This is a genomic window from Bacillus sp. NPDC077027, assembly GCF_050269555.1.
Classification (GTDB): Bacteria; Bacillota; Bacilli; order Bacillales; family Bacillaceae; genus Bacillus.
The window spans coordinates 543,566-566,422 of the sequence record NZ_JBNNIO010000001.1; the positions used below are offsets into that span (position 1 = coordinate 543,566).

25 protein-coding genes and 1 tRNA gene are annotated in these 22,857 nt (G+C 38.8%); 21 read left to right on the forward strand and 5 right to left on the reverse strand.

Translation table 11 applies throughout. The features are described from left to right. The first annotated feature begins 43 nt into the window (after nucleotides 1–43). The 8 genes from sodA to pstB (ACQKEZ_RS02975) all read left to right on the forward strand — a co-directional run bounded on the left by sodA (nucleotide 44) and on the right by pstB (ACQKEZ_RS02975) (nucleotide 8,984). The gene (sodA, locus tag ACQKEZ_RS02940) at nucleotides 44–652 is read left to right on the forward strand and encodes a superoxide dismutase SodA (protein WP_427298647.1); all 609 of its coding nucleotides are present in this window, start codon (nucleotides 44–46) and stop codon (nucleotides 650–652) included. A 124-nt stretch (nucleotides 653–776) separates the two neighbouring features. After that, nucleotides 777–2,063, forward strand: coding sequence for an MFS transporter (locus tag ACQKEZ_RS02945; RefSeq protein ID WP_427298649.1), 1,287 nt, complete (start codon nucleotides 777–779; stop codon nucleotides 2,061–2,063). A gap of 124 nt (nucleotides 2,064–2,187) precedes the next feature. Then, nucleotides 2,188–4,323 (forward strand): peptidoglycan D,D-transpeptidase FtsI family protein, encoded by a 2,136-nt coding sequence (locus ACQKEZ_RS02950; protein WP_427298651.1) that lies wholly within the window; start codon nucleotides 2,188–2,190, stop codon nucleotides 4,321–4,323. Nucleotides 4,324–4,537: 214 nt separating this feature from the next. Continuing rightward, nucleotides 4,538–5,455 carry a phosphate ABC transporter substrate-binding protein gene (locus tag ACQKEZ_RS02955; protein WP_427298653.1) on the forward strand — a complete coding sequence of 306 codons (918 nt, stop codon included), beginning with the start codon at nucleotides 4,538–4,540 and terminating at the stop codon, nucleotides 5,453–5,455. A gap of 81 nt (nucleotides 5,456–5,536) precedes the next feature. Beyond that, the gene (gene pstC / locus ACQKEZ_RS02960; protein ID WP_427298655.1) at nucleotides 5,537–6,463 is read left to right on the forward strand and encodes a phosphate ABC transporter permease subunit PstC; all 927 of its coding nucleotides are present in this window, start codon (nucleotides 5,537–5,539) and stop codon (nucleotides 6,461–6,463) included. Then, complete coding sequence (gene pstA, locus ACQKEZ_RS02965; RefSeq protein ID WP_427298657.1) at nucleotides 6,463–7,347, forward strand: phosphate ABC transporter permease PstA; 885 nt, start codon at nucleotides 6,463–6,465, stop codon at nucleotides 7,345–7,347. The genes pstC and pstA overlap by 1 nt, the downstream gene beginning before the upstream one ends. A gap of 22 nt (nucleotides 7,348–7,369) precedes the next feature. Continuing rightward, nucleotides 7,370–8,185 carry a phosphate ABC transporter ATP-binding protein PstB gene (gene pstB / locus ACQKEZ_RS02970; protein WP_427298659.1) on the forward strand — a complete coding sequence of 272 codons (816 nt, stop codon included), beginning with the start codon at nucleotides 7,370–7,372 and terminating at the stop codon, nucleotides 8,183–8,185. 13 nt (nucleotides 8,186–8,198) lie between these two features. After that, nucleotides 8,199–8,984: a phosphate ABC transporter ATP-binding protein PstB gene (gene pstB / locus ACQKEZ_RS02975; RefSeq protein ID WP_427299306.1), complete on the forward strand. Its 786-nt coding sequence runs from the start codon at nucleotides 8,199–8,201 to the stop codon at nucleotides 8,982–8,984. 190 nt (nucleotides 8,985–9,174) lie between these two features. Here pstB (ACQKEZ_RS02975) and ACQKEZ_RS02980 read toward each other — a convergent pair whose 3' ends face one another. Both ACQKEZ_RS02980 and ACQKEZ_RS02985 read right to left on the reverse strand, forming a co-directional pair. After that, nucleotides 9,175–9,684, reverse strand: coding sequence for an endolytic transglycosylase MltG (locus ACQKEZ_RS02980; RefSeq protein WP_427298661.1), 510 nt, complete (start codon nucleotides 9,682–9,684; stop codon nucleotides 9,175–9,177). Continuing rightward, the gene (locus tag ACQKEZ_RS02985; protein ID WP_427298663.1) at nucleotides 9,681–10,034 is read right to left on the reverse strand and encodes a hypothetical protein; all 354 of its coding nucleotides are present in this window, start codon (nucleotides 10,032–10,034) and stop codon (nucleotides 9,681–9,683) included. Before ACQKEZ_RS02985 ends, ACQKEZ_RS02980 begins: the two co-directional genes overlap by 4 nt. 484 nt (nucleotides 10,035–10,518) lie before the next feature. Here ACQKEZ_RS02985 and rpmG point away from each other — a divergent pair, with 484 nt between their 5' ends. The 10 genes from rpmG (at nucleotide 10,519) to ACQKEZ_RS03035 (ending at nucleotide 19,811) form a co-directional block, all read left to right on the forward strand. Then, the gene (gene rpmG, locus ACQKEZ_RS02990) at nucleotides 10,519–10,668 is read left to right on the forward strand and encodes a 50S ribosomal protein L33 (protein WP_012010579.1); all 150 of its coding nucleotides are present in this window, start codon (nucleotides 10,519–10,521) and stop codon (nucleotides 10,666–10,668) included. Nucleotides 10,669–10,718: 50 nt separating this feature from the next. Beyond that, on the forward strand, nucleotides 10,719–11,294 hold the full coding sequence (locus ACQKEZ_RS02995) for a 5-formyltetrahydrofolate cyclo-ligase (RefSeq protein WP_427298665.1): 576 nt from the start codon (nucleotides 10,719–10,721) through the stop codon (nucleotides 11,292–11,294). Nucleotides 11,295–11,650: 356 nt separating this feature from the next. After that, nucleotides 11,651–11,824: a hypothetical protein gene (locus ACQKEZ_RS03000; RefSeq protein ID WP_427298667.1), complete on the forward strand. Its 174-nt coding sequence runs from the start codon at nucleotides 11,651–11,653 to the stop codon at nucleotides 11,822–11,824. Between the two features lie 87 nt (nucleotides 11,825–11,911). After that, nucleotides 11,912–13,441 carry a rhomboid family intramembrane serine protease gene (locus ACQKEZ_RS03005; protein WP_427298669.1) on the forward strand — a complete coding sequence of 510 codons (1,530 nt, stop codon included), beginning with the start codon at nucleotides 11,912–11,914 and terminating at the stop codon, nucleotides 13,439–13,441. A gap of 79 nt (nucleotides 13,442–13,520) precedes the next feature. After that, nucleotides 13,521–13,724 (forward strand): YqgQ family protein, encoded by a 204-nt coding sequence (locus ACQKEZ_RS03010; RefSeq protein ID WP_427298671.1) that lies wholly within the window; start codon nucleotides 13,521–13,523, stop codon nucleotides 13,722–13,724. Nucleotides 13,725–13,736: 12 nt separating this feature from the next. Beyond that, nucleotides 13,737–14,690, forward strand: a complete 954-nt coding sequence (locus ACQKEZ_RS03015; RefSeq protein ID WP_427298673.1) for an ROK family glucokinase — start codon at nucleotides 13,737–13,739, stop codon at nucleotides 14,688–14,690. Nucleotides 14,691–14,904: 214 nt separating this feature from the next. Further along, the gene (locus ACQKEZ_RS03020) at nucleotides 14,905–16,803 is read left to right on the forward strand and encodes an LTA synthase family protein (RefSeq protein ID WP_427298675.1); all 1,899 of its coding nucleotides are present in this window, start codon (nucleotides 14,905–14,907) and stop codon (nucleotides 16,801–16,803) included. Between the two features lie 87 nt (nucleotides 16,804–16,890). Further along, the gene (locus ACQKEZ_RS03025) at nucleotides 16,891–18,006 is read left to right on the forward strand and encodes a M14 family metallopeptidase (protein WP_427298677.1); all 1,116 of its coding nucleotides are present in this window, start codon (nucleotides 16,891–16,893) and stop codon (nucleotides 18,004–18,006) included. Nucleotides 18,007–18,209: 203 nt separating this feature from the next. Beyond that, a complete protein-coding gene (locus tag ACQKEZ_RS03030; protein WP_427299307.1) occupies nucleotides 18,210–19,409 on the forward strand; it encodes an MFS transporter in 1,200 nt (399 codons plus the stop codon). Nucleotides 19,410–19,496: 87 nt separating this feature from the next. Next, the gene (locus ACQKEZ_RS03035; protein ID WP_427298679.1) at nucleotides 19,497–19,811 is read left to right on the forward strand and encodes an MTH1187 family thiamine-binding protein; all 315 of its coding nucleotides are present in this window, start codon (nucleotides 19,497–19,499) and stop codon (nucleotides 19,809–19,811) included. 24 nt (nucleotides 19,812–19,835) lie between these two features. Here the strand turns inward: ACQKEZ_RS03035 and ACQKEZ_RS03040 are convergent, their stop codons facing one another. Further along, a complete protein-coding gene (locus ACQKEZ_RS03040) occupies nucleotides 19,836–20,009 on the reverse strand; it encodes a DUF2759 domain-containing protein (RefSeq protein ID WP_427298681.1) in 174 nt (57 codons plus the stop codon). Between the two features lie 160 nt (nucleotides 20,010–20,169). Between ACQKEZ_RS03040 and ACQKEZ_RS03045 the strand changes: the two genes are divergently transcribed. After that, nucleotides 20,170–20,808 (forward strand): MBL fold metallo-hydrolase, encoded by a 639-nt coding sequence (locus tag ACQKEZ_RS03045; RefSeq protein ID WP_427298683.1) that lies wholly within the window; start codon nucleotides 20,170–20,172, stop codon nucleotides 20,806–20,808. 41 nt (nucleotides 20,809–20,849) lie between these two features. On the opposite strand, the gene ACQKEZ_RS03050 is transcribed toward ACQKEZ_RS03045, so the two are convergent. Further along, nucleotides 20,850–21,092: a DUF2626 domain-containing protein gene (locus ACQKEZ_RS03050; protein ID WP_427298685.1), complete on the reverse strand. Its 243-nt coding sequence runs from the start codon at nucleotides 21,090–21,092 to the stop codon at nucleotides 20,850–20,852. Nucleotides 21,093–21,304: 212 nt separating this feature from the next. Between ACQKEZ_RS03050 and ACQKEZ_RS03055 the strand changes: the two genes are divergently transcribed. Continuing rightward, entirely contained in the window at nucleotides 21,305–21,688 is a 384-nt protein-coding gene (locus tag ACQKEZ_RS03055) for a Spx/MgsR family RNA polymerase-binding regulatory protein (RefSeq protein ID WP_427299308.1), read from the forward strand. 56 nt (nucleotides 21,689–21,744) lie between these two features. On the opposite strand, the gene ACQKEZ_RS03060 is transcribed toward ACQKEZ_RS03055, so the two are convergent. Beyond that, nucleotides 21,745–21,815 (reverse strand) — tRNA-Gln (locus ACQKEZ_RS03060). Between the two features lie 100 nt (nucleotides 21,816–21,915). Between ACQKEZ_RS03060 and ACQKEZ_RS03065 the strand changes: the two genes are divergently transcribed. Further along, the gene (locus ACQKEZ_RS03065) at nucleotides 21,916–22,803 is read left to right on the forward strand and encodes an STAS domain-containing protein (RefSeq protein ID WP_427298687.1); all 888 of its coding nucleotides are present in this window, start codon (nucleotides 21,916–21,918) and stop codon (nucleotides 22,801–22,803) included. Nucleotides 22,804–22,857: the final 54 nt, after the last annotated feature.

Below are 22,857 nucleotides of genomic sequence, written 5' to 3' on the forward strand. Positions count from 1 at the left end.
ATTTCAATACCAGTACATACACATTCTAAGGAGGAATTTAACCATGGCTTTTAAACTTCCAGAATTACCTTATGCATACGATGCATTAGAACCACATATCGACAAGGAAACAATGAACATTCATCACACGAAACACCATAACACATACGTCACTAACTTAAACAAAGCAATCGAAGGTGTATCAGCTCTTGAAGAGAAATCAATTGAAGAGCTAGTGGCAAGTCTTGACTCTGTTCCTGAAAACGTACGTACAGCTGTACGTAATAACGGCGGAGGACATGCAAACCACTCATTATTCTGGACGCTACTTTCACCAAACGGTGGCGGCACGCCAACTGGTGAACTTGCAGATGCAATTGAAAAAGAATTAGGTGGATTTGAAAAATTCAAATCTGATTTCGCTGCTGCAGCTGCAGGACGCTTTGGTTCTGGTTGGGCATGGCTTGTTGTAAACAATGGTAAACTTGAAATCACAAGCACACCAAACCAAGATTCTCCTTTAACTGAAGGTAAGACACCAATCCTAGGACTTGATGTTTGGGAGCATGCTTACTACTTAAACTACCAAAACCGTCGTCCAGACTACGTTTCAGCATTTTGGAATGTTGTTAACTGGGATGAGGTTGCTCGACTATACAGCGAAGCAAAATAAGCTCAACATATAATCTGAAAGACCTGCTCATCATAGAGCGGGTCTTTTTATATTTTCACTCCTTTTTTTACATATCTGTCTTTTGATGAGACAGACTATTGTGTAGAAAAGGAGAATCAGACCTATGAGCAGATTTAAAAAAATGTTTGGGGATATGGAAGTCAGTAGAGATTTATTGATTCTGCTAACGATCGGCGGTTTATATGCGCTTGCGATTGCACTTTCTAATACATTTGTGAACGTTTATTTATGGAAACAATCAGGCCGGTTTACCGATTTGGCGATCTATAACCTTGCAATCGTCATCTTTCAACCGATCACCTTTTTGTTAGCCGGTCGTTTAGCCAAAAAAATAGATCGGGCTTATGTTCTTCGCTTTGGTGTGATTTTTTTGGCAGCCTTTTACTTAATTGTCCTTCTAGCGGGAGAACAGGCAGCAGCTCAGCTCGTTCTGTTAGGAAGTGTGCTCGGAATTGGCTATGGTTTTTACTGGCTCGCCTTTAATGTACTTACGTTTGAGATCACTGAGCCTGAAACAAGAGATTTTTTTAATGGGTTTTTAGGGGTGCTCACCTCTACGGCAGGAATGATTGGACCACTTCTTGCAGGTGTAGTGATTTCACAATTAACGGATGATACGGGGTATACAGTCATTTTCACAATTTCCCTCGTTTTATTTTCATTGGCTGTTGTCATGAGCTTCTTTTTAAAGAGGAGACAGTCCAAAGGGAAGTTCATGATCAAACAAATCTGGAGAGAACGACACGCTGATGCCAATTGGCGTAAGATTACAACCGCTCATTTCTTTCAGGGGCTAAGAGAAGGTGTTTTTGTTTTTCTTATCAGTGTTTTCGTGTTTATCGCAACAAATAGTGAACTCGCACTTGGGACATTTGGGCTTGTAAATTCTGGTGTGGCTTTTTTTGCTTATTTCTTCGCGACACGATTCATTAAGAAGAAATGGCGAAAAAAGGCGATCATGTTGGGAGGCGTTATCTTATACGGCGCACTATTTCTCATTATTTTTCACATGTCCTATGTTTCACTTTTAATGTATGCGGTGGCGATTGCGATCGGTTATCCAGTTCTCCTTGTCCCGTATGTATCACTTACTTATGATGTGATTGGTCATGCGCGGTTTGCTCGAAAGGCTCGCATTGAATATATCGTTGTGAGAGAATTATTTTTAAATGCTGGTCGTATCAGCTCGATTTTGCTGTTTTTATTATCAGTCATTCTTTTAGGGAATGAACTTGGCATCCCGGCATCACTTGTGATTCTTGGAGCAGGTCATACAATGATTTATCACTTTGTAAAGGGAATCAAATTAAATGAAAAAACGGCTGAAGAGACAGCGGAGGACGGTCAAAAAGCGATTTCTGACACGAATCTTATAAAGGGAGAACGTTAAGATTTCTTATATGTATGAGAATAATCATATTTCTAGATAAAACATAGAAAACAAGCTAAAATGATCATGGCACCTTTTATAGGAAAAGGGGTGCCATTTCTTTCTTTATAGAAAAGGTGATGAGATGAGAAACAAGAACAAAAACAAAGACGCGAAGGAAGGGCGCAAAACACTTCCGATTCGGCTGAACTTATTATTTTTAGCTGCATTTATTATTTTTACTGGTGTAGTCGTTAGACTAGGTTTTGTACAAATCGTCAATGGAGAAGATTATAAAAAACAAGCAGAGAAACAAGAGGATGTAAATGTCAGCTCATCAGCTCCACGTGGGAAAATTTATGACCGTAACTATAATACGATCGTCAATAACAAAGCGCTAAATGCCATAACATATATGAGAACTTCAACAACTTCACAAGAAGAGCGTCTCAAAGTGGCAAAAAAATTAGCGGACATGATTCAAGTCAGCACGAAAAAAATCACAGATCGTGATAAAAAAGATTTTTGGATTCTAACCCATCCAAATGAAGCGAAAAAGCTGGTTGAAAAAGAATCTGAACGAAAAGGTGATCAAAAACTGGCAGATGACAAGCTGTATGAGCTTCAGCTTAAGCGAATTACAGATAAGCAACTGAATCAACTGACCAAAAAAGATCTGCAAGTGCTCGCCATTAAAAGACAGATGGACGCAGGTTATGCACTTACACCACAATTTATTAAAAATCAAGATGTGAAAGCAAGTGAAATTGCGTACGTTTCCGAGCATTTGGATGAGCTTCCTGGTGTTGATGTCACAACAGACTGGACGCGAAGCTATCCATATAAAGGGCTTCTCCGTAGTATGCTTGGCAGTGTGTCAAACTCTGATGAAGGTTTGCCACAAAGCTTGCTTGACCACTATTTATCATTAGGCTATAGCCGAAATGATCGTGTTGGGAAAAGCTACCTTGAATATCAATATGAAGATGTACTACAAGGACAGAAAGAAAAAGAACAAAATACAACAGATAAACAAGGCAACATCACAAGCTCTAAAGTGTTAGCTGATGGAAAGAGCGGCAAAGATTTAGTATTAACGATTGATATTGAACTACAGAAAGCAGTTGAAGGTATCATCGAAAAGAATTTGAAAAGTGCGAAGCAAAGGGGCGGTACCGAGCTTCTTGACCGTGCGTTTGTCGTGATGATGGACCCTAGAAATGGAGAGGTTCTGTCGATAGCTGGCAAGCAAATTACGAATAAAAATGGGAACTACAAATTTGATGATTATGCTCTTGGCACGATGACCTCCTCATATGCGATGGGTTCAGCAGTAAAAGGGGCAACTGTCCTTACAGGATACAAAACAGGTGTGCTTCATATTGGAAGTACACAATATGATGAACCGTTGTATATTGCCCAATCACCACCGAAAAAATCGTATCAAAACATGGGTTTAATCAATGACTTAACCGCATTAGAACGTTCATCTAACGTTTACATGTTTAAGACGGCGATTGCGATTGGTAAAGGAAAATACCGAAAAAATCAAGCACTTCCAATCGATACAAAGGCATTTGATACCTTCCGCTACAATTTCAGCAAATTTGGACTTGGCGTGAAAACAGGCATTGATTTACCTAATGAAGCAACAGGCTATAAAGGAAACTCTACACAGTCAGGTCTTTTACTTGACTATGCAATTGGACAGTATGATACGTTTACCCCGCTGCAAATGGCACAATACGTTTCAACAATTGCAAATGATGGATACCGCTTGCGGCCACAGCTTGTGAAAGAAATAAGAGAGCCAGATCCACAACGTGGGATTGGTGCTGTGACTGAAGCAGTAAAGCCAGATGTATTAAACAAGCTAGACATGACAGATGCAGAGATCAAACGTGTACAACAGGGCTTTAAACTTGTCATGCAAAATCCAAGCGGGACAGCCTTTGCAAATTTCGGCAATAAAAAATACAACCCTGCTGGTAAAACAGGAACGGCCCAGTCGTTTTATGATGGACCGATCAAAAGCAAACGAGGAACACCAACATATAACACAACACTTGTGGCATATGCACCTGCTGACAACCCGGAAGTTGCAATCTCAGTTGTCGTTCCGTGGGTCTACCAGGACTATAATCAACGCTATCCAATCACAAATGATATTGGTGAACAAGTACTAGATAAGTATTTTGAACTGAAATCAAAACAGGAAAGCGATGATACTCAGGCAAAAAATAAAAATAAAATTGAAAATGAAGCAGAAACAAATGACTAAATGAAATGTAGGTATAAACGCTCACTTTTTGTGGGCGTTTTTTTATATTTTCTTCATATTTTTCGATATTGATTAACAAAAAACTTAAAAAACCCCGCAAACTCTCTACAAAACGATGACATTTACAAAACCTTTACATTCCATTTAAACGAAATTAATAAAGAACCTTTAATGTAGTACCCGTAGGACAAATTATTCAGGGGGTATTCTTGAAATGAAAAAGAACAAATTATGGCTGCTTACATTCCTTACAATCGCAATACTAGCATTCGTTACAGCATGCGGAAACAGCAGCTCAAGCGATGATTCAAAAGACAGTAAAGGAAATGCTTCAGGAAAAGAAGAGGCATCAGGTTCCATTACAATCTCAGGGTCATCTGCCATGCAGCCTTTAGTTCTTGCGGCAGCAGAAAAATTCATGGATGAAAATCCAAAAGCCGATATTCAAGTACAAGCAGGCGGTTCAGGAACAGGGCTTTCTCAAGTATCAGAAGGATCCGTGAAAATTGGTAACTCGGATGTATTCGCTGAAGAGAAAGACGGAATCGACGCAAAAGCATTAAAAGACCACAAAGTAGCCGTTGTTGGCATGGCTGCAGCTGTAAACCCTGAAGTTGGTGTCAAAGACATCACAAAGGACCAACTCAAACAAATCTTCACTGGTAAAATCAAAAACTGGAAAGAACTTGGCGGAAAAGATCAAAAAATCACGCTTGTGAACAGACCAGACTCTTCAGGAACTCGTGCAACATTTGTGAAATATGCACTCGATGGAGAAACACCAGCTGAAGGAATTACAGAAGATTCTTCTAACACAGTGAAAAAATTAATAGCAGAAACACCAGGTGCAGTTGGATACCTTGCTTTCTCCTATTTAACTGATGACAAAATTACACCGCTAAGCATTGATGGGATTACTCCAGATGAAAGTAATGTCCAAAGCGGAAAATATACAATCTGGGCTTATGAGCATTCTTATACAAAAGGTGAGCCAGATGGTCTTACAAAACAATTCCTTGACTACCTCATGAGCGACGAGGTCCAAAAAGAAATCGTGAAAGACCAAGGATACATTTCTATCTCTGATATGAAAGTCGAAAGAGATGCAAAAGGCAAACAAACAGATAAGTAAGTCAGGTCTTGAATTGATGGAGAAGGAAAAGTGGAGCTTTTCACTTTTCCTTTTATGACATTCATAGGAGTGTAGACAAAGATGAAACAGATAGAGAATACAGAAGCGAGCGATCGGCTGATCAGCTCGAAGAAAAACAGGCAAATGGATGAAGTAAGAGGAAGTTTTTTGGTGAAATTATGTGCATTTATCATGATTGCTGTATCAATCGCCATTACCATCTTCCTTGGAATCAAGGGTTTACAATCTTTCATCGTAAATGGTGTAAGCCCAATTGAGTTCTTAACCAGTATCAATTGGAATCCGACAGCAGAACATCCACAATACGGCGCATTTCCCTTTATTTTTGGTTCTATTGCCGTCACTGCATTATCTGCACTCATTGCAGCACCACTTGGCATCGCTGGAGCAATATTTATGACAGAAATTGCACCAGCCTGGGGACGTAAAATTCTTCAGCCAGTCATCGAACTGCTTGTCGGGATTCCATCCGTTGTTTACGGATTCATAGGTCTTACAGTATTAGTGCCGTTCATTGGACAATTCAAATCAGGTGGTTCTGGGCATAGCTTGCTAGCGGGAACGATTGTCCTCTCTATTATGATATTACCAACGGTGACATCCATTGCAACAGATGCGATGGCCTCACTACCAAAAAGCTTACGAGAAGGTTCATATGCATTAGGAGCAACAAGATGGCAAACAATTAGACGTGTTTTAATTCCTGCGGCACTTCCGACATTAATGACAGCGGTCGTACTTGGTATGGCAAGAGCATTTGGTGAGGCACTAGCTGTTCAAATGGTCATTGGCAATACGCGTAACTTACCAGAAAGCATCATGGATACAGCAGGAACATTAACAACGATTATCACATTGAATATGGGGCATACAACGTATGGAAGTGTTGAAAATAATACACTCTGGTCAATGGGACTCGTTCTCCTCACTGTTTCATTCATGTTCATTCTCGTTATTCGTTACTTGTCATCAAGGAGGAAGATCTAATGAATAGCAAAATCACAGATCGCTTTGCAACCTTTATATTTGGTTTATGTGCAGCCATCATTACTGCGATCCTTGTCGGCTTGTTTTCTTATATTTTATTGAACGGTGCAAAAGAATTGAATCTAGATTTTCTCACAACACGCTCTAGCGCAATTGGCTCTGGCGGGGGGATTCGTGATCAATTATTCAACTCATTTTACATTCTGTTTATTACGATGCTCTTTACTGTCCCGCTCGGTGTAGGAGGCGGCGTCTACATGGCAGAATATGCACCACAAAATAAAATCACTGATTTCATTCGAACATGTATTGAAGTATTGTCTTCACTACCATCGATTGTCATTGGAATGTTTGGTCTTCTCATGTTTGTCAATCTGACAGGATGGGGTTATACAATAATTGGCGGTGCCTTAGCCCTTACAGTCTTTAACTTACCAGTCATGGTGAGGGTCACGGAGGATGCGCTTCGTTCTGTACCGAAGGATCAGAAGGAAGCGTCACTTGCACTAGGCGTTACAAAGTGGCACACCGTTAAAACGGTACTCATTCCAGGAGCCATACCTTCTATTATTACAGGTGCGATTTTAGCATCAGGAAGAGTATTTGGTGAAGCAGCTGCATTGCTTTTTACAGCAGGGCTATCAACACCACGACTTGATTTTACGAATTGGAGTCCATTTTCAGATACATCACCATTAAATATCTTTAGACCGGCAGAAACACTTGCTGTCCATATATGGAATGTCAACACACAAGGTATTATTCCAGATGCAGAAGCCGTTGCAAATGGCGCATCTGCTGTGCTTGTACTATCCGTATTAATGTTTAACTTAGCAGCTAGATGGCTTGGGTCATTTATTCATAAAAAACTTACGGCAAAATAATTGAGAGAGGTGTGAAGGGGATATGGTTCAAATGCTGGCAGAAAAACAAGAAAAAACAGTAGATTATATGGCTCCACTTCAAGCGGATCACATTTTGAAAGTGCAGGATTTAAGTATTTATTATGGTGAGAAACGAGCTGTTAATCAGATTTCATTTGATATTGAAAAGTATGCCATTACAGCACTTATTGGCCCATCAGGCTGCGGTAAATCAACATTTCTACGCAGTATTAACCGTATGAATGATTTGATTGCTGGGGCAAGAAGTGAAGGAGAAATTGTCTATGAAGGTTTAAATATTTTAGATGAGCGCATCAATGTGGTGAATTTAAGAAGAGAGATCGGGATGGTATTCCAAAAACCAAACCCTTTCCCAAAATCAATCTATAACAATATCACCCATGCTCTGAAGTATGCAGGTGAGAAAAGGAAATTTGTTCTTGATGATGCTGTGGAAGAAAGCTTAACAAAAGCAGCCCTTTGGGATGAGGTGAAAGATCGTCTTCATCGCTCGGCTTTATCGCTTTCAGGCGGACAGCAACAGCGCCTTTGTATTGCACGTACACTTGCAATGAAGCCTAGTGTATTGCTTTTAGACGAACCTGCTTCTGCACTTGATCCGATTTCAAATGCAAAAATTGAGGAGCTATTAACAGAATTGAAAAATGAATATTCAATTGTGATTGTGACGCACAACATGCAACAGGCATTGCGTGTATCAGATCAAACAGCCTTTTTCTTAAACGGTGATTTGGTTGAATACGACATCACAGAGAACATTTTTACACGCCCGAAACAGCAAAAAACAGCAGACTATATTAATGGTAGATTTGGATAAGGCGGTGGAAATGATGAGTACAGCAGTAATAGCAGAAAAAGAGACAAAAGAAGTCTTTCGTGTGAGCGATATGAATTTATGGTATGGCAATCATCACGCATTGAACAATATTGATTTAACGATCCGTCAGCATGAAGTGACTGCCATTATTGGCCCATCAGGTTGCGGTAAATCAACCTTTATCAAAGCATTAAATCTCATGGTGAAAACAGTACCGGGAGTTAAAATCACTGGCGATATGATCTATAGCGACCAGAACATTTTAAAAGGTCGAGTTGATTTGGTTGAGTTGCGTAAAAATGTGGGAATGGTCTTTCAAAAAGGTAATCCATTTCCACAGTCCATTTTTGATAATGTTGTTTATGGCCCTCGTATTCACGGTATCAAAAACAAACAGCAATTAAAAGAAATTGCTGAGAAATCTTTACGAGATGTAGCGTTGTGGGACGAGGTGAAGGATCGTTTAAATACACCGGCACTAGGCCTTTCAGGCGGACAGCAACAGCGCCTTTGCATTGCCAGGGCAATTGCGACAAGCCCAGACGTTTTATTAATGGATGAGCCAACGTCAGCGCTTGATCCAGTGTCTACTTTAAAGATTGAAGAGCTTATTATGAAGCTGAAAGAGAAATACTCGATCGTCATTGTCACGCATAATATGCAACAGGCCGCTAGGGTATCTGATCGCACTGCTTTCTTTTTAATGGGGGAATTGGTCGAAGTAAATGACACACGCATGATGTTCTCTGAACCAAATGATCAGCGGACAAATGACTATATATCAGGACGATTTGGATAAGAAAAATTCAACCGACGACCGATTATTTCGTTTCGCTTAAAGTGAATATAGGTTTTGACTTAACGAAGCGTGATCAATGGCTGACCCATTATTAGGGGTGTTCATGATCATGCCTTTTCCTTTGACTACATTCCCAAAAAAAACACCTCTAAGTTGATTTAGATAGTCAACTTAAAGGTGTTTTTTTTGTTTATTTAGTCAAGGACTTCACAATCTGTTTAAAAGTCATACCTGTTTTTAGTTTAAAGCTACCAGCACGTATTTCTTTATGATATCCTGCATCAATGACATAATCGTTAAAGTCTTTCGAGGAGTTAATAATACCCTCTTTTTCTAGCATGTCTGAAACATCACTCGTACTCATCCCATTTTTAATGACGATTTTGAGTGATTTTGTTTTTGCTTTTGTTTTTTGTGTATCCTGTTTAGAATCATCATTTTTTGTACTGTCGATTTCGCTTGCTTTTAGGGCTTTTTCTTTGTAATCAAGTAGCTCCTGATAAGCATCGCGATTGAGAGAGACTTCTTTTTTTGAATCTAAGTAACTTTTGACATCAGCCTGTGTGACCATTGCTGTTTTTGCTTCATCCGTTGTATTGGCTTCTGCTTCACCTTTTCCTGTTATGAAGAAAACAATCGCAAGGATCCCTGTTGCGACAATCATACCTGCTGCAAACGTTTGGATGCTTTTCTTCGTCATACAAGCACCTTCTCGTTGTCTTTAATGATCGTTTTCACATCTTCAATAGAAACATGCTCAGCTTTGGCAATTGCTTCAGGTGTCATGCCATTTTGATGTTTAGAGATAATTTGTCTAGCAATCGATTGGTCGATTTCATCACGTTTTGAATGACGAACAACAATGTTGGTTTCAAGTAGTTCTTCTTCCAGTACCTTCATTTTTTTCTTGAGCTTATAGATCTCCTGCATAGCTGATAGCTGAAGGGTTTCTAGCTCCTGTTCTACTTCTTTGATCGGTTCTCTTTGAAAATATGAGAATGCAATCAGTACAATGCTGACTACAAGTAATCCGATAATCGCAATTTCCATGATTCATCACCTTTTTATCCGTATTTTAATGCTGAAAACATACTTGCTTTCAAAATTGTTTCTTTTTTTGTTTCAGACAGTTTCTTACCCTTCTTTTTTATACCATAAAAATGCTAGTTTCAAAAGGAATTGCTGAAGAAAATCACCTTTTTTTCATAGATTTTCTTTTTACGATGAAAAACAGTATGAAAAACACTTTTTTGTCAAAATAAAGAAAGTGAATTGGAGATGTAACAAGGTGGCGGGAAGGAGAGCACCCGATGTGATAGACTCGTTATATCATACGATCTAAAGGGATGTTTCTTGGGGGACCACCAAGGTTCTAATCAATTTTTAAATCATAGGCTTGCCAAAAGACATGGGAACGAAAAGAAACGAATCATGAAAAAACAAATTGATGAAAAAACATTCTAGCATTCCTGCTTTAGAAGTGGTATTATGGTTAGGTCTGAATGTGAATTGATTTTAGTTTGGAGGGAAAAATATGCGCGTAAATATTACTCTAGCTTGCACTGAATGCGGTGAGCGTAACTATATTACTAAAAAGAATAAGCGAAACAATCCAGATCGCGTTGAATTCAAAAAGTATTGCTCACGTGATAAAAAACAAACTGTACACCGTGAAACAAAGTAAGCAGCAGGGAATTTTCCTGCTGTTTTTTTTTATGATTGGGGGAATGTAAAATGAAAAAAGAGTTGAGGACACAAACACTAGCAGCGCTTGAACAAATGAAGGCAGCGGAGGTTTCAAAGAACGCAGAGTCTGTATATGAACATCTTTTTCAAATGCCAGAATGGCGTGAGGCAAAAACGATCGGTTTGACGATATCAAGAGGTCTTGAAGTGCCAACAGCGCCAATCATTGAAGAAGCTTGGAAAGAAGGGAAGATGGTTTGTGTTCCTACTTGTTTTCCAAAGGATAAACAAATGATCTTTTATCAATATACCGCTCAGACGAGAATGACATCGGGCTATTTCGGTTTAAAAGAACCGGATCCTCAGTCATCTACTCCGGTAAAAAAAGACAAAATGGATTTGATGGTTGTGCCTGGTGTTTGTTTTGATCAAAAGGGTTATCGCATTGGCTATGGTGGTGGCTACTATGATCGCTATTTACATCATTATAAGGGTGTGAAACTTGCACTTGCTTTCTCTATACAAGTGCTAGAAGAGGTCCCTAAAGAGACACATGACATCCCGGTATCATTGATTGTCACAGAGAAAGGCACAAAGAGCTGTGTCGCAAAGCAACCAAAATAAGTCCGCCCTTTTTTTCAGAAGGAGCGGATTTGTTATTTATTGTTGAATAGCTCTAACAGCCTCTTGAATGGTTTCACGCTTTTTCTGCCATTGCGATCTGCTGTGAATCTTTTTGCGGCTCAGCCAGAGAGAACGATTAGAGCACTAAGAAGAGCTGAGACTGAAAACAAACCCGATTTTTTAAAACGAATTGTCTTGTTCATTCAAGATATGCCTCATCCTCTACGATGTCCTCATCAATGATCATGATCTTCATTCTCAAATTAATCCTTCATGTAAATAAATGTTCAAAAAGACGCAGATCATGCATAAACAAACCCTATTTAAGCCACGATACGAACATAGGAGGGAATAACATGAACAAAATGATTTGGAGCATTGTGCTCGCTTTGTTTGCGCTCGTACTTGTGCAAAACCGCTATAAATTGGTGAATATCATATTAGGTCAAAATCAAGTGCGCCATTTTTTCATCATGTGGCTGATGAAGATTCCGTTTTTCCGTACCCGATTTATCCGTCAAGCATTTTAATCCCGCAAATGTCGGGATTTTTTTGTTCAGAAATGCGCGAAAGAAGGATTCTTGCTATAATGATTTAAAAAAATGGAGAGCAAACAAATGAATGCAATTGATCGTATTTTTTGGAGAGTCGTTGATGCCTTAAGGAAAAAAGGGTATGAGATGATTCAAAGTCCACACCCAGAAGAAGAAATTTTTTTCGAAGCCCCGCGAAATGCTGGGTATGATTTCATCCGTCTATATAAGGCAGATGTGAACTTTAGGCAAGAGATTGTGCGAGATATAGAGCAGCAAGCTATGAGAATGGATCAGCTTCGTCAAGCGATGAGGAAGCGATCGATTCACCTGTTACAGTTGCAATTCACTTCTGAATATCCGGTTGATGACTGGGAAGATCTGAACGGTCAGCCCTACAAAGAAAAGAAAATAACCGTTACACCGTTTGTAATGGATGTAACAGCGTTTGATGATGGTGTACATGAGTTAGAGAAACGACTTAATACAACATTGTCTATTGATATGAATGAAGCAAGGCAAGACTCTATTGATGATGTGATTCGGCTCAAAAATCAAGTGATGCATGCATTTGTCATGCAGGAGAAGGAAAGAGAAAAAGAACGTGCAGTGTTTCAACACGGAAAGCCCATCTTCACCTATATCCTGATGATCATTCAGGTCGTGATGTTTTTATTGCTTGAGCTTTCAGGTGGGAGCTCAAATACTGCTACACTGACAGCTTTTGGTGCTAAAAATAATGTACTCATCACAGAAGGAGAATGGTGGCGCCTGATCACACCCGTGTTTTTACATATTGGGCTCACACATCTATTGTTTAATACGTTTGCTCTTTGGTCTGTTGGATCGGCTGTTGAGAGAATTTATGGTTCGACTCGCTTTTTATTCATCTATTTTGTATCAGGTGTGTTTGGATCAATTGCGAGTTATATCTTTAATCCGGTTTTAGCGGCAGGAGCATCAGGTGCTATCTTTGGTTGCCTTGGTGCATTGCTCTATTTAGCTATATCGAACCGTAAGCTATTTTTTAGAACAATGGGAACAAACATCATTGTCATTATTTTGATTAATTTAGGCATTGGTTTTTCTGTGACAGGTATTGATAATGCTGGGCATCTTGGTGGGCTTGTTGGCGGTTTTTTAGCGGCATTAGCCGTACGCCTCCCACATCAGGTTCATGTGCTGAAAATGACGATCTCAAGTCTTTTGCTTGCAGTCATTGGTGCTTTCGGTATTTATTATGGGCTTAGCTCAGATATTCAAAAGGAACAAGCAGCGATGAATGATGCCGCAAATTTATATGAAGAGAAGAAATTCAGTGAAGCAAGCAAACGTCTTGAGGATTATGTAGATGAAAAAGACGTTTCAGCTCAAACGCTGCAAATTTATGCACTCTCTGAGGGGCAGCTTGGCAATTATAAGAAGGCCATTCTATATTTAAATAAACTACTTGAAAAACACCCAAACGAGCCAGGAACGTTATTTAATCTTGCTATTTTATATGAGCAAGTAGGAGATCGGCAACAAGCAGTCGAAAAAATTAACGAAGCAGTCAAACAAGATCCAGATAATGAGGAATTTTTAAAAATGAAAGAAAGAATCGAAAATAATTAGACACCTTGGATCACTTGACTGAAAGCGGATTTATGAATACGCTTATAGTATCTGTCTATTTGAAGAAATGGTGAAAAAGATGAAAACATTATATGATGTACAACAGCTACTCATGCGGTTTGGGAACTATGTTTATTTTGGAGATCGCGAAGTAGAGCTTGAGTTTATGGCAGACGAATTGAAGGAAATGTTTACTTCTGGCTTAATTGACAGGTCTGAATGGTCAAATGCCATGACAATCCTTCAAATGGAGCTAGCGAAATTAAATAGAAAAACGACATGAAGGTGATGGCTGATGACAGGGGAATGGTTTGTAGGTGTTGATCTTGGCGGCACAACAATAAAATTAGCGTTTATCAATCTATATGGTGAAATCCAGCATAAGTGGGAAATCCCAACGGATAAATCAGGAGACACCATAACAGTCAATATTGCAAAATCAATTGACAGTAAACTAGCAGAAATTAACATGTCTAAATCTATGCTCATCGGCATTGGTATGGGTGCACCTGGACCAGTTGATAAAGTTTCAGGGATCGTCTATAAAACGACAAATCTTGGCTGGACCAACTATCCCCTGAAAGATCATTTAGAGGCTGAGACAGGACTGCCATCAGTGATTGAAAACGATGCCAATATTGCAGCGCTTGGTGAGATGTGGAAGGGCGCTGGTGATGGGGCAAAAAACATATTAATGGTCACATTAGGGACAGGCGTTGGCGGCGGCATTATTGTAAATGGTGAAGTTGTCCAAGGAGAAACAGGTGCAGGAGGCGAAATCGGCCATATTTGCTGTGTACCTTATCAAGGTGCACCATGTAATTGTGGACGGACAGGCTGTATTGAAACGATTGCTTCTGCTACTGGTATTGTGAGAATAGCAAAAGAAAAACTGCTCATCGAACAAGCAGTATCCTCACTTGCCTCAAAGGCTCAATTAACTGCAAAAGATGTGTTTTTCGCTGCAAAAGAGAGTGATATGCTTGCCATCAGTGTTGTAGATGAGGTGACAAGTCATCTAGGGCTTGTGCTTGCAAATTTAGCAAGTGCACTGAACCCTACAAAAATAGTGATTGGTGGTGGGGTTTCTAAAGCAGGTGAAATCCTACGAAGCAAAGTGGAATCCATTGTTAAAAAACATGCATTTCCTCCCGTTGCACAGGAAGTAGATGTGGTCATTGCAACGCTTGGAAATGATGCAGGAGTCATAGGCGGTGCATGGATTGTTAAAAACCAATTATTCCCATAAGTGAAAGTGTCATAATGATGTCATTTTTATTTAAAAAAAGATTTTTTGGGCATTAAATTGCATTTTTGGCATATTCATAAATTTGTCACGGGCAAATAGTCATTGATTTTCCACTAGAGACAGGATAAGATATAGTTTAGTTATTTTTCAAGAAGCACCATAAAATGGGGCTTGTCCCTATCCTGTGTGCGTTTCTTAGCATAAGGAGGTTACAATGCGAAAGAAAAGATTAAAGACGATGTCATTTTTGTTGATTGCGACACTGTTTATGTGGGTCAAAACCTACGTAATCTATAAATCTAGCTTTAACATTAAGATTGAAAATTTCATGCAGGAATTTATCCTGTTTATTAATCCACTTAGCTTTCTCTTGTTTATCTTCGGAATTGGCCTGTTTTTCAAAGAAAAAAACAGAAATCGATATATCATAGTGGCAAGTTTCGTCCTCACATTGATCCTTTTAGCCAATCTAGTGTTTTATCGATTTTACAGTGATTTTCTAACGATCCCCGTCTTATTCCAAACGAACAACATGGGTGACCTTGGATCGAGTATTACCTCTTTAATTGAACCAGTTGATTTTCTTATGTTCGTTGATATCATCATTTTAATGTGGCTATACAAAAAGCAGCCATTCTTTAGAACGGATGTGAGAGTATCACGTAAAGAACGTGCGGCCTATTATTTATTTGTTGCGGCTACTTTCTTCTTTAACCTTGGCTTAGCTGAAACAGAAAGACCGGAGCTTTTGAGTCGTTCATTTGATCGCGAGATGCTCGTGAAAAATATTAGTCTCTATAATTTTCATATTTATGATGGCGTGTTGCAATCAAAACAATCTGCTCAAAGAGCACTTGCAGACAGCAACAGTTTAACTGAAATTGAAAACTATATAAGTGCCAATCGGACGGATCGTAATGACAAAACGTTTGGCCAGGCAAAGGGCAGAAATGTGATTCTCATTTCACTTGAGTCTACACAGAGCTTTGTCATAAATGAGGAATTAAATGGAGAAGAAATCACTCCTTATCTGAATAAGTTGATTAAAAAGAGCTATAACTTTAACAACTTTTATCATCAAACAGGTCAAGGGAAAACGTCTGACTCCGAGTTCATCGTGGATAATTCACTTTATCCGCTTGGAAGAGGCGCTGTATTTTTCACCAATCCAAGCAATGAATACACTGCAACTCCAGAGTTGTTAAAGGATGAAGGTTATCATTCATCAGTGATTCATGCGAATAACAAAAGCTTTTGGAACCGTGATTTAATCTATGATTCCTTTGGTTATGACAAGTTTTTTGATATTAAGTCCTTTGATGTGAATGAGGAGAATTCTGTTGGCTGGGGTTTAAAGGATGGACCATTCTTTGAACAGTCTGCGGAATTAATGAAGTCAATTCCACAGCCTTTCTATACAAGATTGATTACATTAACAAATCATTTCCCGTTTGATTTAGACGAAGAGGATAAATTGATTGATGAATATGACTCAAAGAGCAAAACATTGAACAAATATTTCCCAACTGTACGTTATCAGGATGAAGCACTCAAGCTTTTCTTTAAGAAGATGAAGGAAGCTGGTCTTTACGATAACTCGATCTTTGTCTTATACGGTGATCATTATGGCATATCTGAGAACCATAATGAAGCAATGGGACAATTCCTAGATAAAAAAATCACACCATTTGAAGAAGTACAGCTTCAAAAAGTACCATTTGTCGTTCATATTCCTGGTATCACGGATAAAAATCCGAAGGAAATAGATACGGTTGGCGGACAAATTGACATTCGTCCAACGGTGCTCAATCTTCTTGGGATTGATACGAGTCAACAAGTGCAGTTTGGGCATGATCTATTGTCTAAGGAAACAAATGATTTCACTGTACTTCGTGATGGAAGCTTCATTACGAAGGATAGTGTCTATACAGACGGTGTTTGCTACAATAAAGAAACTGGCGAACCGAGAGATCGTGATGAAGTTTGTAAGCCATTTGAAGAAAAAGCTAAACAAGAGCTTCAATACTCAGATCAGATCATTTATGGAGATCTCCTTAGATTTTATGATCGGAACAAGCTGGACAATTCTTCAATCAAAAAAGAAGCTTCTTAAAATATGATGAAAACCTCTGCTTAATCTTTAGTGGAGGTTTTCTTTTTTTCATTTCTGTCTCATATAGTATGAGCAGGAGGGATCAACATGCGGACCTTTGTACAAATTGAGTCTATCGAGAACAGAGAGAAACAGTGTCTTGCTCATCGCCTTGGCATAGGAGAGTTGGCATTTCGTTTAGCCAATCCTTCAATCGAAGAGAATCTTTATCTACCTGGGTATGCATTGCCTGAAGGCGTGCACACCTTTCAATCTGTCAAAGAAATGAAAGCGTTTATCGAGCCCTTTCGTTTGTCTGAAACAGCCGCTTGGGTGAATGATCACATAGAATATGATAGTGCTCGAGTAGAGAAAGAGCTGATCGCACTGACGCAGTTTTTTCCATTTTTAAAAATGACTACAATTGGAAGCTCTGTGCTTGGAACACCGATTTTTGAAATAAGTACTGAACCGTCTGCTCATCAGTATACACTTCACCTCAATGCATCATTTCATGCAAACGAGTGGATAACAACTGCTGTCTTGTTAAAATGGCTAAAAGTGTTTTGTTTAATTGCCACATTTCCTGAGCTAAAAGGACATGAAGAAGCGTCAGCATTCATGCAAACCATTGCGTTATCCATTGTTCCAATGGTAAACCCTGATGGCGTAGATCTAGTTCGAAATGGGGCAGAATCGCTAGGTTTAAGAGATGAACAATTGAAACCGCTGAATGGCAGTAATCAAAACTATCAGGAATGGAAGGCAAACATTCGTGGCATCGATTTAAACAACCAATTTCCTGCCTACTGGGAAATTGAGTATTATCGAAATCGGAACAAAGCGCCATCCTTTAGAGATTTTCCTGGCTACAAACCATTAACTGAACCAGAAGCAAAAGCAATGGCACAGCTTGCTTTGCGTAAAAGATTTGATCGAATGATTGCCCTGCATACGCAAGGTGAGGAGGTGTACTGGGGGTTTCTAGGCCATGAGCCGGCTACTTCAAGACAAACAGTGGAACGCTTTGAACAAGTTAGCGGCTATCAGGCAATTCAATATATAGACAGCTATGCTGGCTATCGAGATTGGTTTATCCATCAATTCCAAAATGAAGGGTACACACTTGAGCTAGGTAAAGGAAGAAATCCGCTTTCAATGGAGCAATTCGATACGATTTTTAAAAAAACAAAGAGTATTTTGTGGGAAGCATTACACTTCTAAACGTCAGCACCTAGCAAGGTGCTTTTTTTGATTAAAAAGGAATTGATTTCACATAGTCAATAAATTCAAGATGAAATCATATTGACGTAAATACGAAGGGTAAGCTATTGTAAAATAAAGGAATTTGTAAGCGGGGAGGATTTGGATCAGTGAGTGAACGGAGGATTTGGCAAAAAAATTTCACTTATTTGTTTATCTCAAAAATGGTGAAAATTACAGCAGATAGTTTATCCTTTAATACCATTCTATGGCTTTTGGTCTTAGGTGGAAAAGGAGCGATGGGGACAGCCTTTTTTATTGCTGTTAGTTTTGTACCACAAGCTATTGTAGGCCCGCTCATTACACCAATGATGAAACCGAATCAATTAAAGTTTTGGATGTGTTTTGCAGATGTAACGAGAGCACTCATTATGACAATGATTCCAATTTGTTATTTTAACGGCTTTACTCCACTATGGCTTATCATTGTATTAATGCTACTACATTCGGCGACAGGAGGTTCTTATGAGCCTGCATCTGTATCCATCATACCTAAAATTGTCACAGAAGATTTTATTCAAAAAGCGAATGCAACCATTCAATCAGTCAGTCATGTCGTTCGATTAATGACTGTCACCGTTTGTGGAATCATGATTGCAGTGATGGGTGTTGGATATACAATGCTGATCATCATTCCACTTTATATCATTTCTGCATTATTAGTTCTGATGATTACATATCAAACTGAAATTGTTGTTGCTTCAGAAGAAAAGAGAGATTCATATCTGAAAAAGCTAAAAAGAGGCTTTTTACTTGTGAGAAGGCATCACATTTTGTTCCCACTTGCTATTTTTTGTGTGTGTTCAAATTTTGCAGCGGCTCCGTGGGAGGTACTATCAGCAGTATATATCACAGAAGAATTGAATGGCGGACCGGTTGTTTATTCATTTATTAAAGTCACAACAGCGACTGGCGCATTTTTATTAGGCTTTATTTTGACGAAAGTGAATGTGAATCGTTATGGGCTTTTGTTTATTGGGGCAGGAATTGTCGATGGAATTGCTTTTTTCATCACCGGAATGAATGCTTTATTACCGCTTGTTTTTATCGCAGCATTTGCACTAGGGGCTGCCATTAGTGCAGTAAATGTACCAGAGCATACAATCATTCAACTGTCTGTGAAAGAAGAGGATCAGCCACAAGTATATGCCATTATCAATATGATTTCTTACTTAATGATCCCAATTGGTGCACTCATTGGCGGTTATGCGGCAACTATCTTTGGAACAGGTTATGTGATTGCAGCAGGTGGAGCCATCGAGGTCATTTCTGGCGTATGTCTACTCCTATTCACAAAGATTGGTAAGGCTGAGCGTTCTGACTTAACGATAGAGAGAGAACAAAGTATACATAGGGCAACATGATGATGGATTTTTAGTCAAACCATGCGGTACAATGAGACAAGATACGACCTCTAGTAAACTAGAAATGTGATGAAGGGAGCTTGTCCGATGGCAATTGTAGATGTGACGATCATTCCAATAGGGACGCCAACACCGAGTGTGAGTGAATACGTAGCAGATATTCAACACATTTTAGAAGGCTTTCAAAGAGAAGGAAAAATAAAATATCAGCTTACACCAATGAATACGTTAATTGAGGGAGAACTTCCTGTTTTATTTGAGGTGATTCAACAAATCCATGAAGCTCCTTTTCAAAAAGGCTTAAGCCGGGTAGCAACGAATATCCGAATTGATGACCGAAGAGATAAAATAACAACACTTGAAAGTAAAATTCAAAGTGTAAACAAACATTTGACCAATTAAAAAAGGCCTGCGCTGAGCAGGCTTTTAATGTGCGGTTGGATAGCCACTATAAATAATGGTCATGACGGTAAACCAACCAAAAACCAAAAAGGTAGCACCAGAAAAAGCAATCGCGAGCAAATTGACTTTTCGTAACGAGCGATAGGCGCCGATGGCAGCTAAAATCGTTACAAGTCCAAAAATAATGACAAGCATCATGTCAGAGTCCCCCTTTGTCATCAATCCCCTTGATTTTCCTTTAATTCCATTTTAACCGTTTTCATAAGGCTTGTCGAGCAGATTTAAGATGACGATTGTTTGAAAATTTTTTGATTTCCCTTCATAATAAAAGAGGAATTTAACAAAGTAGGTGATTGAAATGAATTGGAGAAGAATGCCGCTTGGTTTAGTACAAGCGAATGCATATATTTGGAAAAATGATCAAGGCGAATGTTTGATTTTTGATCCAGGTGGTGAACCGAAAAAGCTGATTACATATGTAAAGGAAAAACAGCTAACACCACTTGCAGTGCTATTAACGCATGCTCATTTTGATCATATCGGTGGTGCGGATGAAGTCCGTAATGAATGGAAGATTCCTTTATATGTTCATAAAAAGGAACGAGAGTGGCTAACAAATGCAGCGCTTAATGGCTCAGCTAAGCTGATCGGAAACGAAATTACGATCAATGAAGCAGAAGAGCTTATTGATTCAGAGGGAGTATTGCAGATTGGCTCCTTTAAGCTTCAGTTGTTTCATACACCAGGTCACTCTCCTGGCAGTGTATCTTATTATTCAGCAGAAGATGGTTTTGTCATTTCAGGGGATACATTGTTTCAAGGCGGGATTGGCAGAACAGACTTAACAGGTGGTAGTCAAACCGTATTGCTTAGATCAATCCATGACAAGCTCCTGACACTACCGGAATCAACAATCGTCCTTAGTGGACACGGGGAAGAAACAACTGTTTTAACGGAACAGGAACAAAATCCATTTATTCACGGCTTCTCTTTATAAAAGAAAAAGGCATCTCTATAAAAAGAGATGCCTTTTTCATGTTAATGTCCGGTGCCGGGAACCATGATGAAAATTGAATAATATGTAAATCCGGCAAAGAAAATGGTCAAGTACGCACCGAAAATGTAAATATACATTCTTTCGGATAAATTTAAATAGGATAAAAACACAAAAAGGACAGTTTGACCAAAGAACAGCATAGAAGCATCTTTCATGCCTCCTAAATAAAACATTACAGCAAAAATACCCGTCCAAAAGCCAAGCACGCGGAACATGCGATTCATTTCGTTTCCCTCCCCTTAGAAAAAACCCCTTTGATTCATATTATAAGCGATGTATGTGAAAAATGTAAACATTTACATTTTTAAAATATCGTCAACTATACAGTGAATAGGTTGAAGAAGTTTTTTTGGAAAAATAATAAATATGAGTTTATGACGAATGACATACGGGTACTTACTCCATAAAGGAAAGGTTAACGACCTAAGGAGGAATACTGATGAGTGATCTTACTTTTTATTCATATCCAAGTTGCACGTCTTGCCGTAAAACAAAGCATTGGTTAAAGGCAAATCAAATCAATTTTAATGAGCGCCACCTTTTCAAAGAAACGCCAACAATGGAAGAACTAAAAAAAATCCTCGCCTTAACGACAGAGGGGATGGATGAGATATTGGCAACAAGAAGCCAAGCCTTTAAAAGCTTAAACTTAAATATTAATGATTTAAAAGTAAATGAAGTATTGGAACTTCTCATTGAAAAACCAAAATTACTTCGCAGACCAATCATTATTGACGGAAATAAATTAGTTGTCGGTTATAACCCAGGAGAGCTGATGAAAATTTCAAAAAAGAAGGCATTTCATCAATCCGTTTCCTAAAATAAAACGAAGATCAGCTGAAAGGAAGGTTCAGCCATCTTCGTTTTTGTGCTGAACTGGGCTAGCTGGGTTCGAACCAACGATCACGGAGTCAAAGTCCATTGCCTTACCACTTGGCTATAGCCCAATAGAAATCGTGTATTGATATTGTTCACCAATTTAGTTCATTTATACATAAGCGGCGTTTTGTACAGAGTTTCTTGATGAAAAAGGAGTGGATAAAGTAGATGAAAAGAGAAAAATCGGAACAATTGTACCAATTCATACTAGAGGAAGCCTCTGTTATGACTGAGGAGTGGCTGAAAACAAGAACGGATGATCGAGATTCATTATACTCAAAGCATACATCAGTAGAGACAGAAACCAAATTAAAAGAGCAAAATACAGCTTTTATTCATACAGTTGCAGCTACGCTCGTAGCTCATTCAAATCAAGCAGAGAACCATCTAAAAAAGTGGTCACTTGATATTGCGCGAGATCGTGCTGTACATGAGGTGCCTTTATATGAAATCATTGGACAATTTAAAGCGTTTCGTCACATTTTCTGTTCAAGAATTGAAAAGTTCACAAAAGAGACGGCACTTGATGTAACGGTTAAAGATGTTTGTGATTGGAATCAACATTTTCATGCGACATTTGACGATATGATTGAGCATTTATCAGAAGAATATGATCGTGTGACCATTAACCAGCTAAATGCACAAAGAGAAATGATACAGGAGCTAAGTGCCCCGGTTATTCCCATCTCTAAAGAGATTGGCATTTTGCCATTAATCGGAGAGATTGATACGTATCGTGCGAAGATCATCTTAGAATCAGTGCTGGATCAAGCTTCAAGGTTAAGATTAACGCATTTGTTTATTGATATTTCAGGTGTACCGATAGTGGATACAATGGTAGCGTATCAGCTTTTTAAAGTGGTAGATAGTGCGAAGCTTTTAGGCATTGAAACCATTATTTCAGGCATTCGACCTGAAATTGCACAAACAGTTGTCAAGCTGGGCATAGATTTTTCAAAAGTAAATACAGAACATAGTCTTGCCAAAGCCTTGGATAAACGCGGTTTTCGTATTTTTGAAGATCTTCAGCAAGAGGAACCACAAACTCTTTTATAAAAACCTGTACTATATGAAACAGGTTTTTTTATTTGTTTATTTTTAAGTTATTTA

Excerpts from the sequence above, each read along its gene's own strand:
- ACQKEZ_RS03035 (WP_427298679.1), top strand. The coding sequence starts at position 19,497 with ATGGCAATTGTAGATGTGACGATCATTCCAATAGGGACGCCAACACCG.
- ACQKEZ_RS03065 (WP_427298687.1), top strand. The coding sequence starts at position 21,916 with ATGAAAAGAGAAAAATCGGAACAATTGTACCAATTCATACTAGAGGAA.
- ACQKEZ_RS03025 (WP_427298677.1), top strand. The coding sequence starts at position 16,891 with ATGCGGACCTTTGTACAAATTGAGTCTATCGAGAACAGAGAGAAACAG.
- ACQKEZ_RS03050 (WP_427298685.1), bottom strand. The coding sequence starts at position 21,092 with ATGAATCGCATGTTCCGCGTGCTTGGCTTTTGGACGGGTATTTTTGCT.
- pstA (WP_427298657.1), top strand. The coding sequence starts at position 6,463 with ATGAATAGCAAAATCACAGATCGCTTTGCAACCTTTATATTTGGTTTA.
- ACQKEZ_RS03015 (WP_427298673.1), top strand. The coding sequence starts at position 13,737 with ATGACAGGGGAATGGTTTGTAGGTGTTGATCTTGGCGGCACAACAATA.
- ACQKEZ_RS03045 (WP_427298683.1), top strand. The coding sequence starts at position 20,170 with ATGAATTGGAGAAGAATGCCGCTTGGTTTAGTACAAGCGAATGCATAT.
- ACQKEZ_RS02945 (WP_427298649.1), top strand. The coding sequence starts at position 777 with ATGAGCAGATTTAAAAAAATGTTTGGGGATATGGAAGTCAGTAGAGAT.
- ACQKEZ_RS02985 (WP_427298663.1), bottom strand. The coding sequence starts at position 10,034 with ATGGAAATTGCGATTATCGGATTACTTGTAGTCAGCATTGTACTGATT.
- ACQKEZ_RS03005 (WP_427298669.1), top strand. The coding sequence starts at position 11,912 with ATGAATGCAATTGATCGTATTTTTTGGAGAGTCGTTGATGCCTTAAGG.
- sodA (WP_427298647.1), top strand. The coding sequence starts at position 44 with ATGGCTTTTAAACTTCCAGAATTACCTTATGCATACGATGCATTAGAA.
- ACQKEZ_RS02950 (WP_427298651.1), top strand. The coding sequence starts at position 2,188 with ATGAGAAACAAGAACAAAAACAAAGACGCGAAGGAAGGGCGCAAAACA.
- ACQKEZ_RS03020 (WP_427298675.1), top strand. The coding sequence starts at position 14,905 with ATGCGAAAGAAAAGATTAAAGACGATGTCATTTTTGTTGATTGCGACA.
- ACQKEZ_RS02980 (WP_427298661.1), bottom strand. The coding sequence starts at position 9,684 with ATGACGAAGAAAAGCATCCAAACGTTTGCAGCAGGTATGATTGTCGCA.
- ACQKEZ_RS02955 (WP_427298653.1), top strand. The coding sequence starts at position 4,538 with ATGAAAAAGAACAAATTATGGCTGCTTACATTCCTTACAATCGCAATA.
- pstB (WP_427298659.1), top strand. The coding sequence starts at position 7,370 with ATGGTTCAAATGCTGGCAGAAAAACAAGAAAAAACAGTAGATTATATG.
- ACQKEZ_RS03040 (WP_427298681.1), bottom strand. The coding sequence starts at position 20,009 with ATGATGCTTGTCATTATTTTTGGACTTGTAACGATTTTAGCTGCCATC.
- rpmG (WP_012010579.1), top strand. The coding sequence starts at position 10,519 with ATGCGCGTAAATATTACTCTAGCTTGCACTGAATGCGGTGAGCGTAAC.
- pstB (WP_427299306.1), top strand. The coding sequence starts at position 8,199 with ATGAGTACAGCAGTAATAGCAGAAAAAGAGACAAAAGAAGTCTTTCGT.
- ACQKEZ_RS03030 (WP_427299307.1), top strand. The coding sequence starts at position 18,210 with ATGGTGAAAATTACAGCAGATAGTTTATCCTTTAATACCATTCTATGG.
- pstC (WP_427298655.1), top strand. The coding sequence starts at position 5,537 with ATGAAACAGATAGAGAATACAGAAGCGAGCGATCGGCTGATCAGCTCG.
- ACQKEZ_RS03000 (WP_427298667.1), top strand. The coding sequence starts at position 11,651 with ATGAACAAAATGATTTGGAGCATTGTGCTCGCTTTGTTTGCGCTCGTA.
- ACQKEZ_RS03010 (WP_427298671.1), top strand. The coding sequence starts at position 13,521 with ATGAAAACATTATATGATGTACAACAGCTACTCATGCGGTTTGGGAAC.
- ACQKEZ_RS02995 (WP_427298665.1), top strand. The coding sequence starts at position 10,719 with ATGAAAAAAGAGTTGAGGACACAAACACTAGCAGCGCTTGAACAAATG.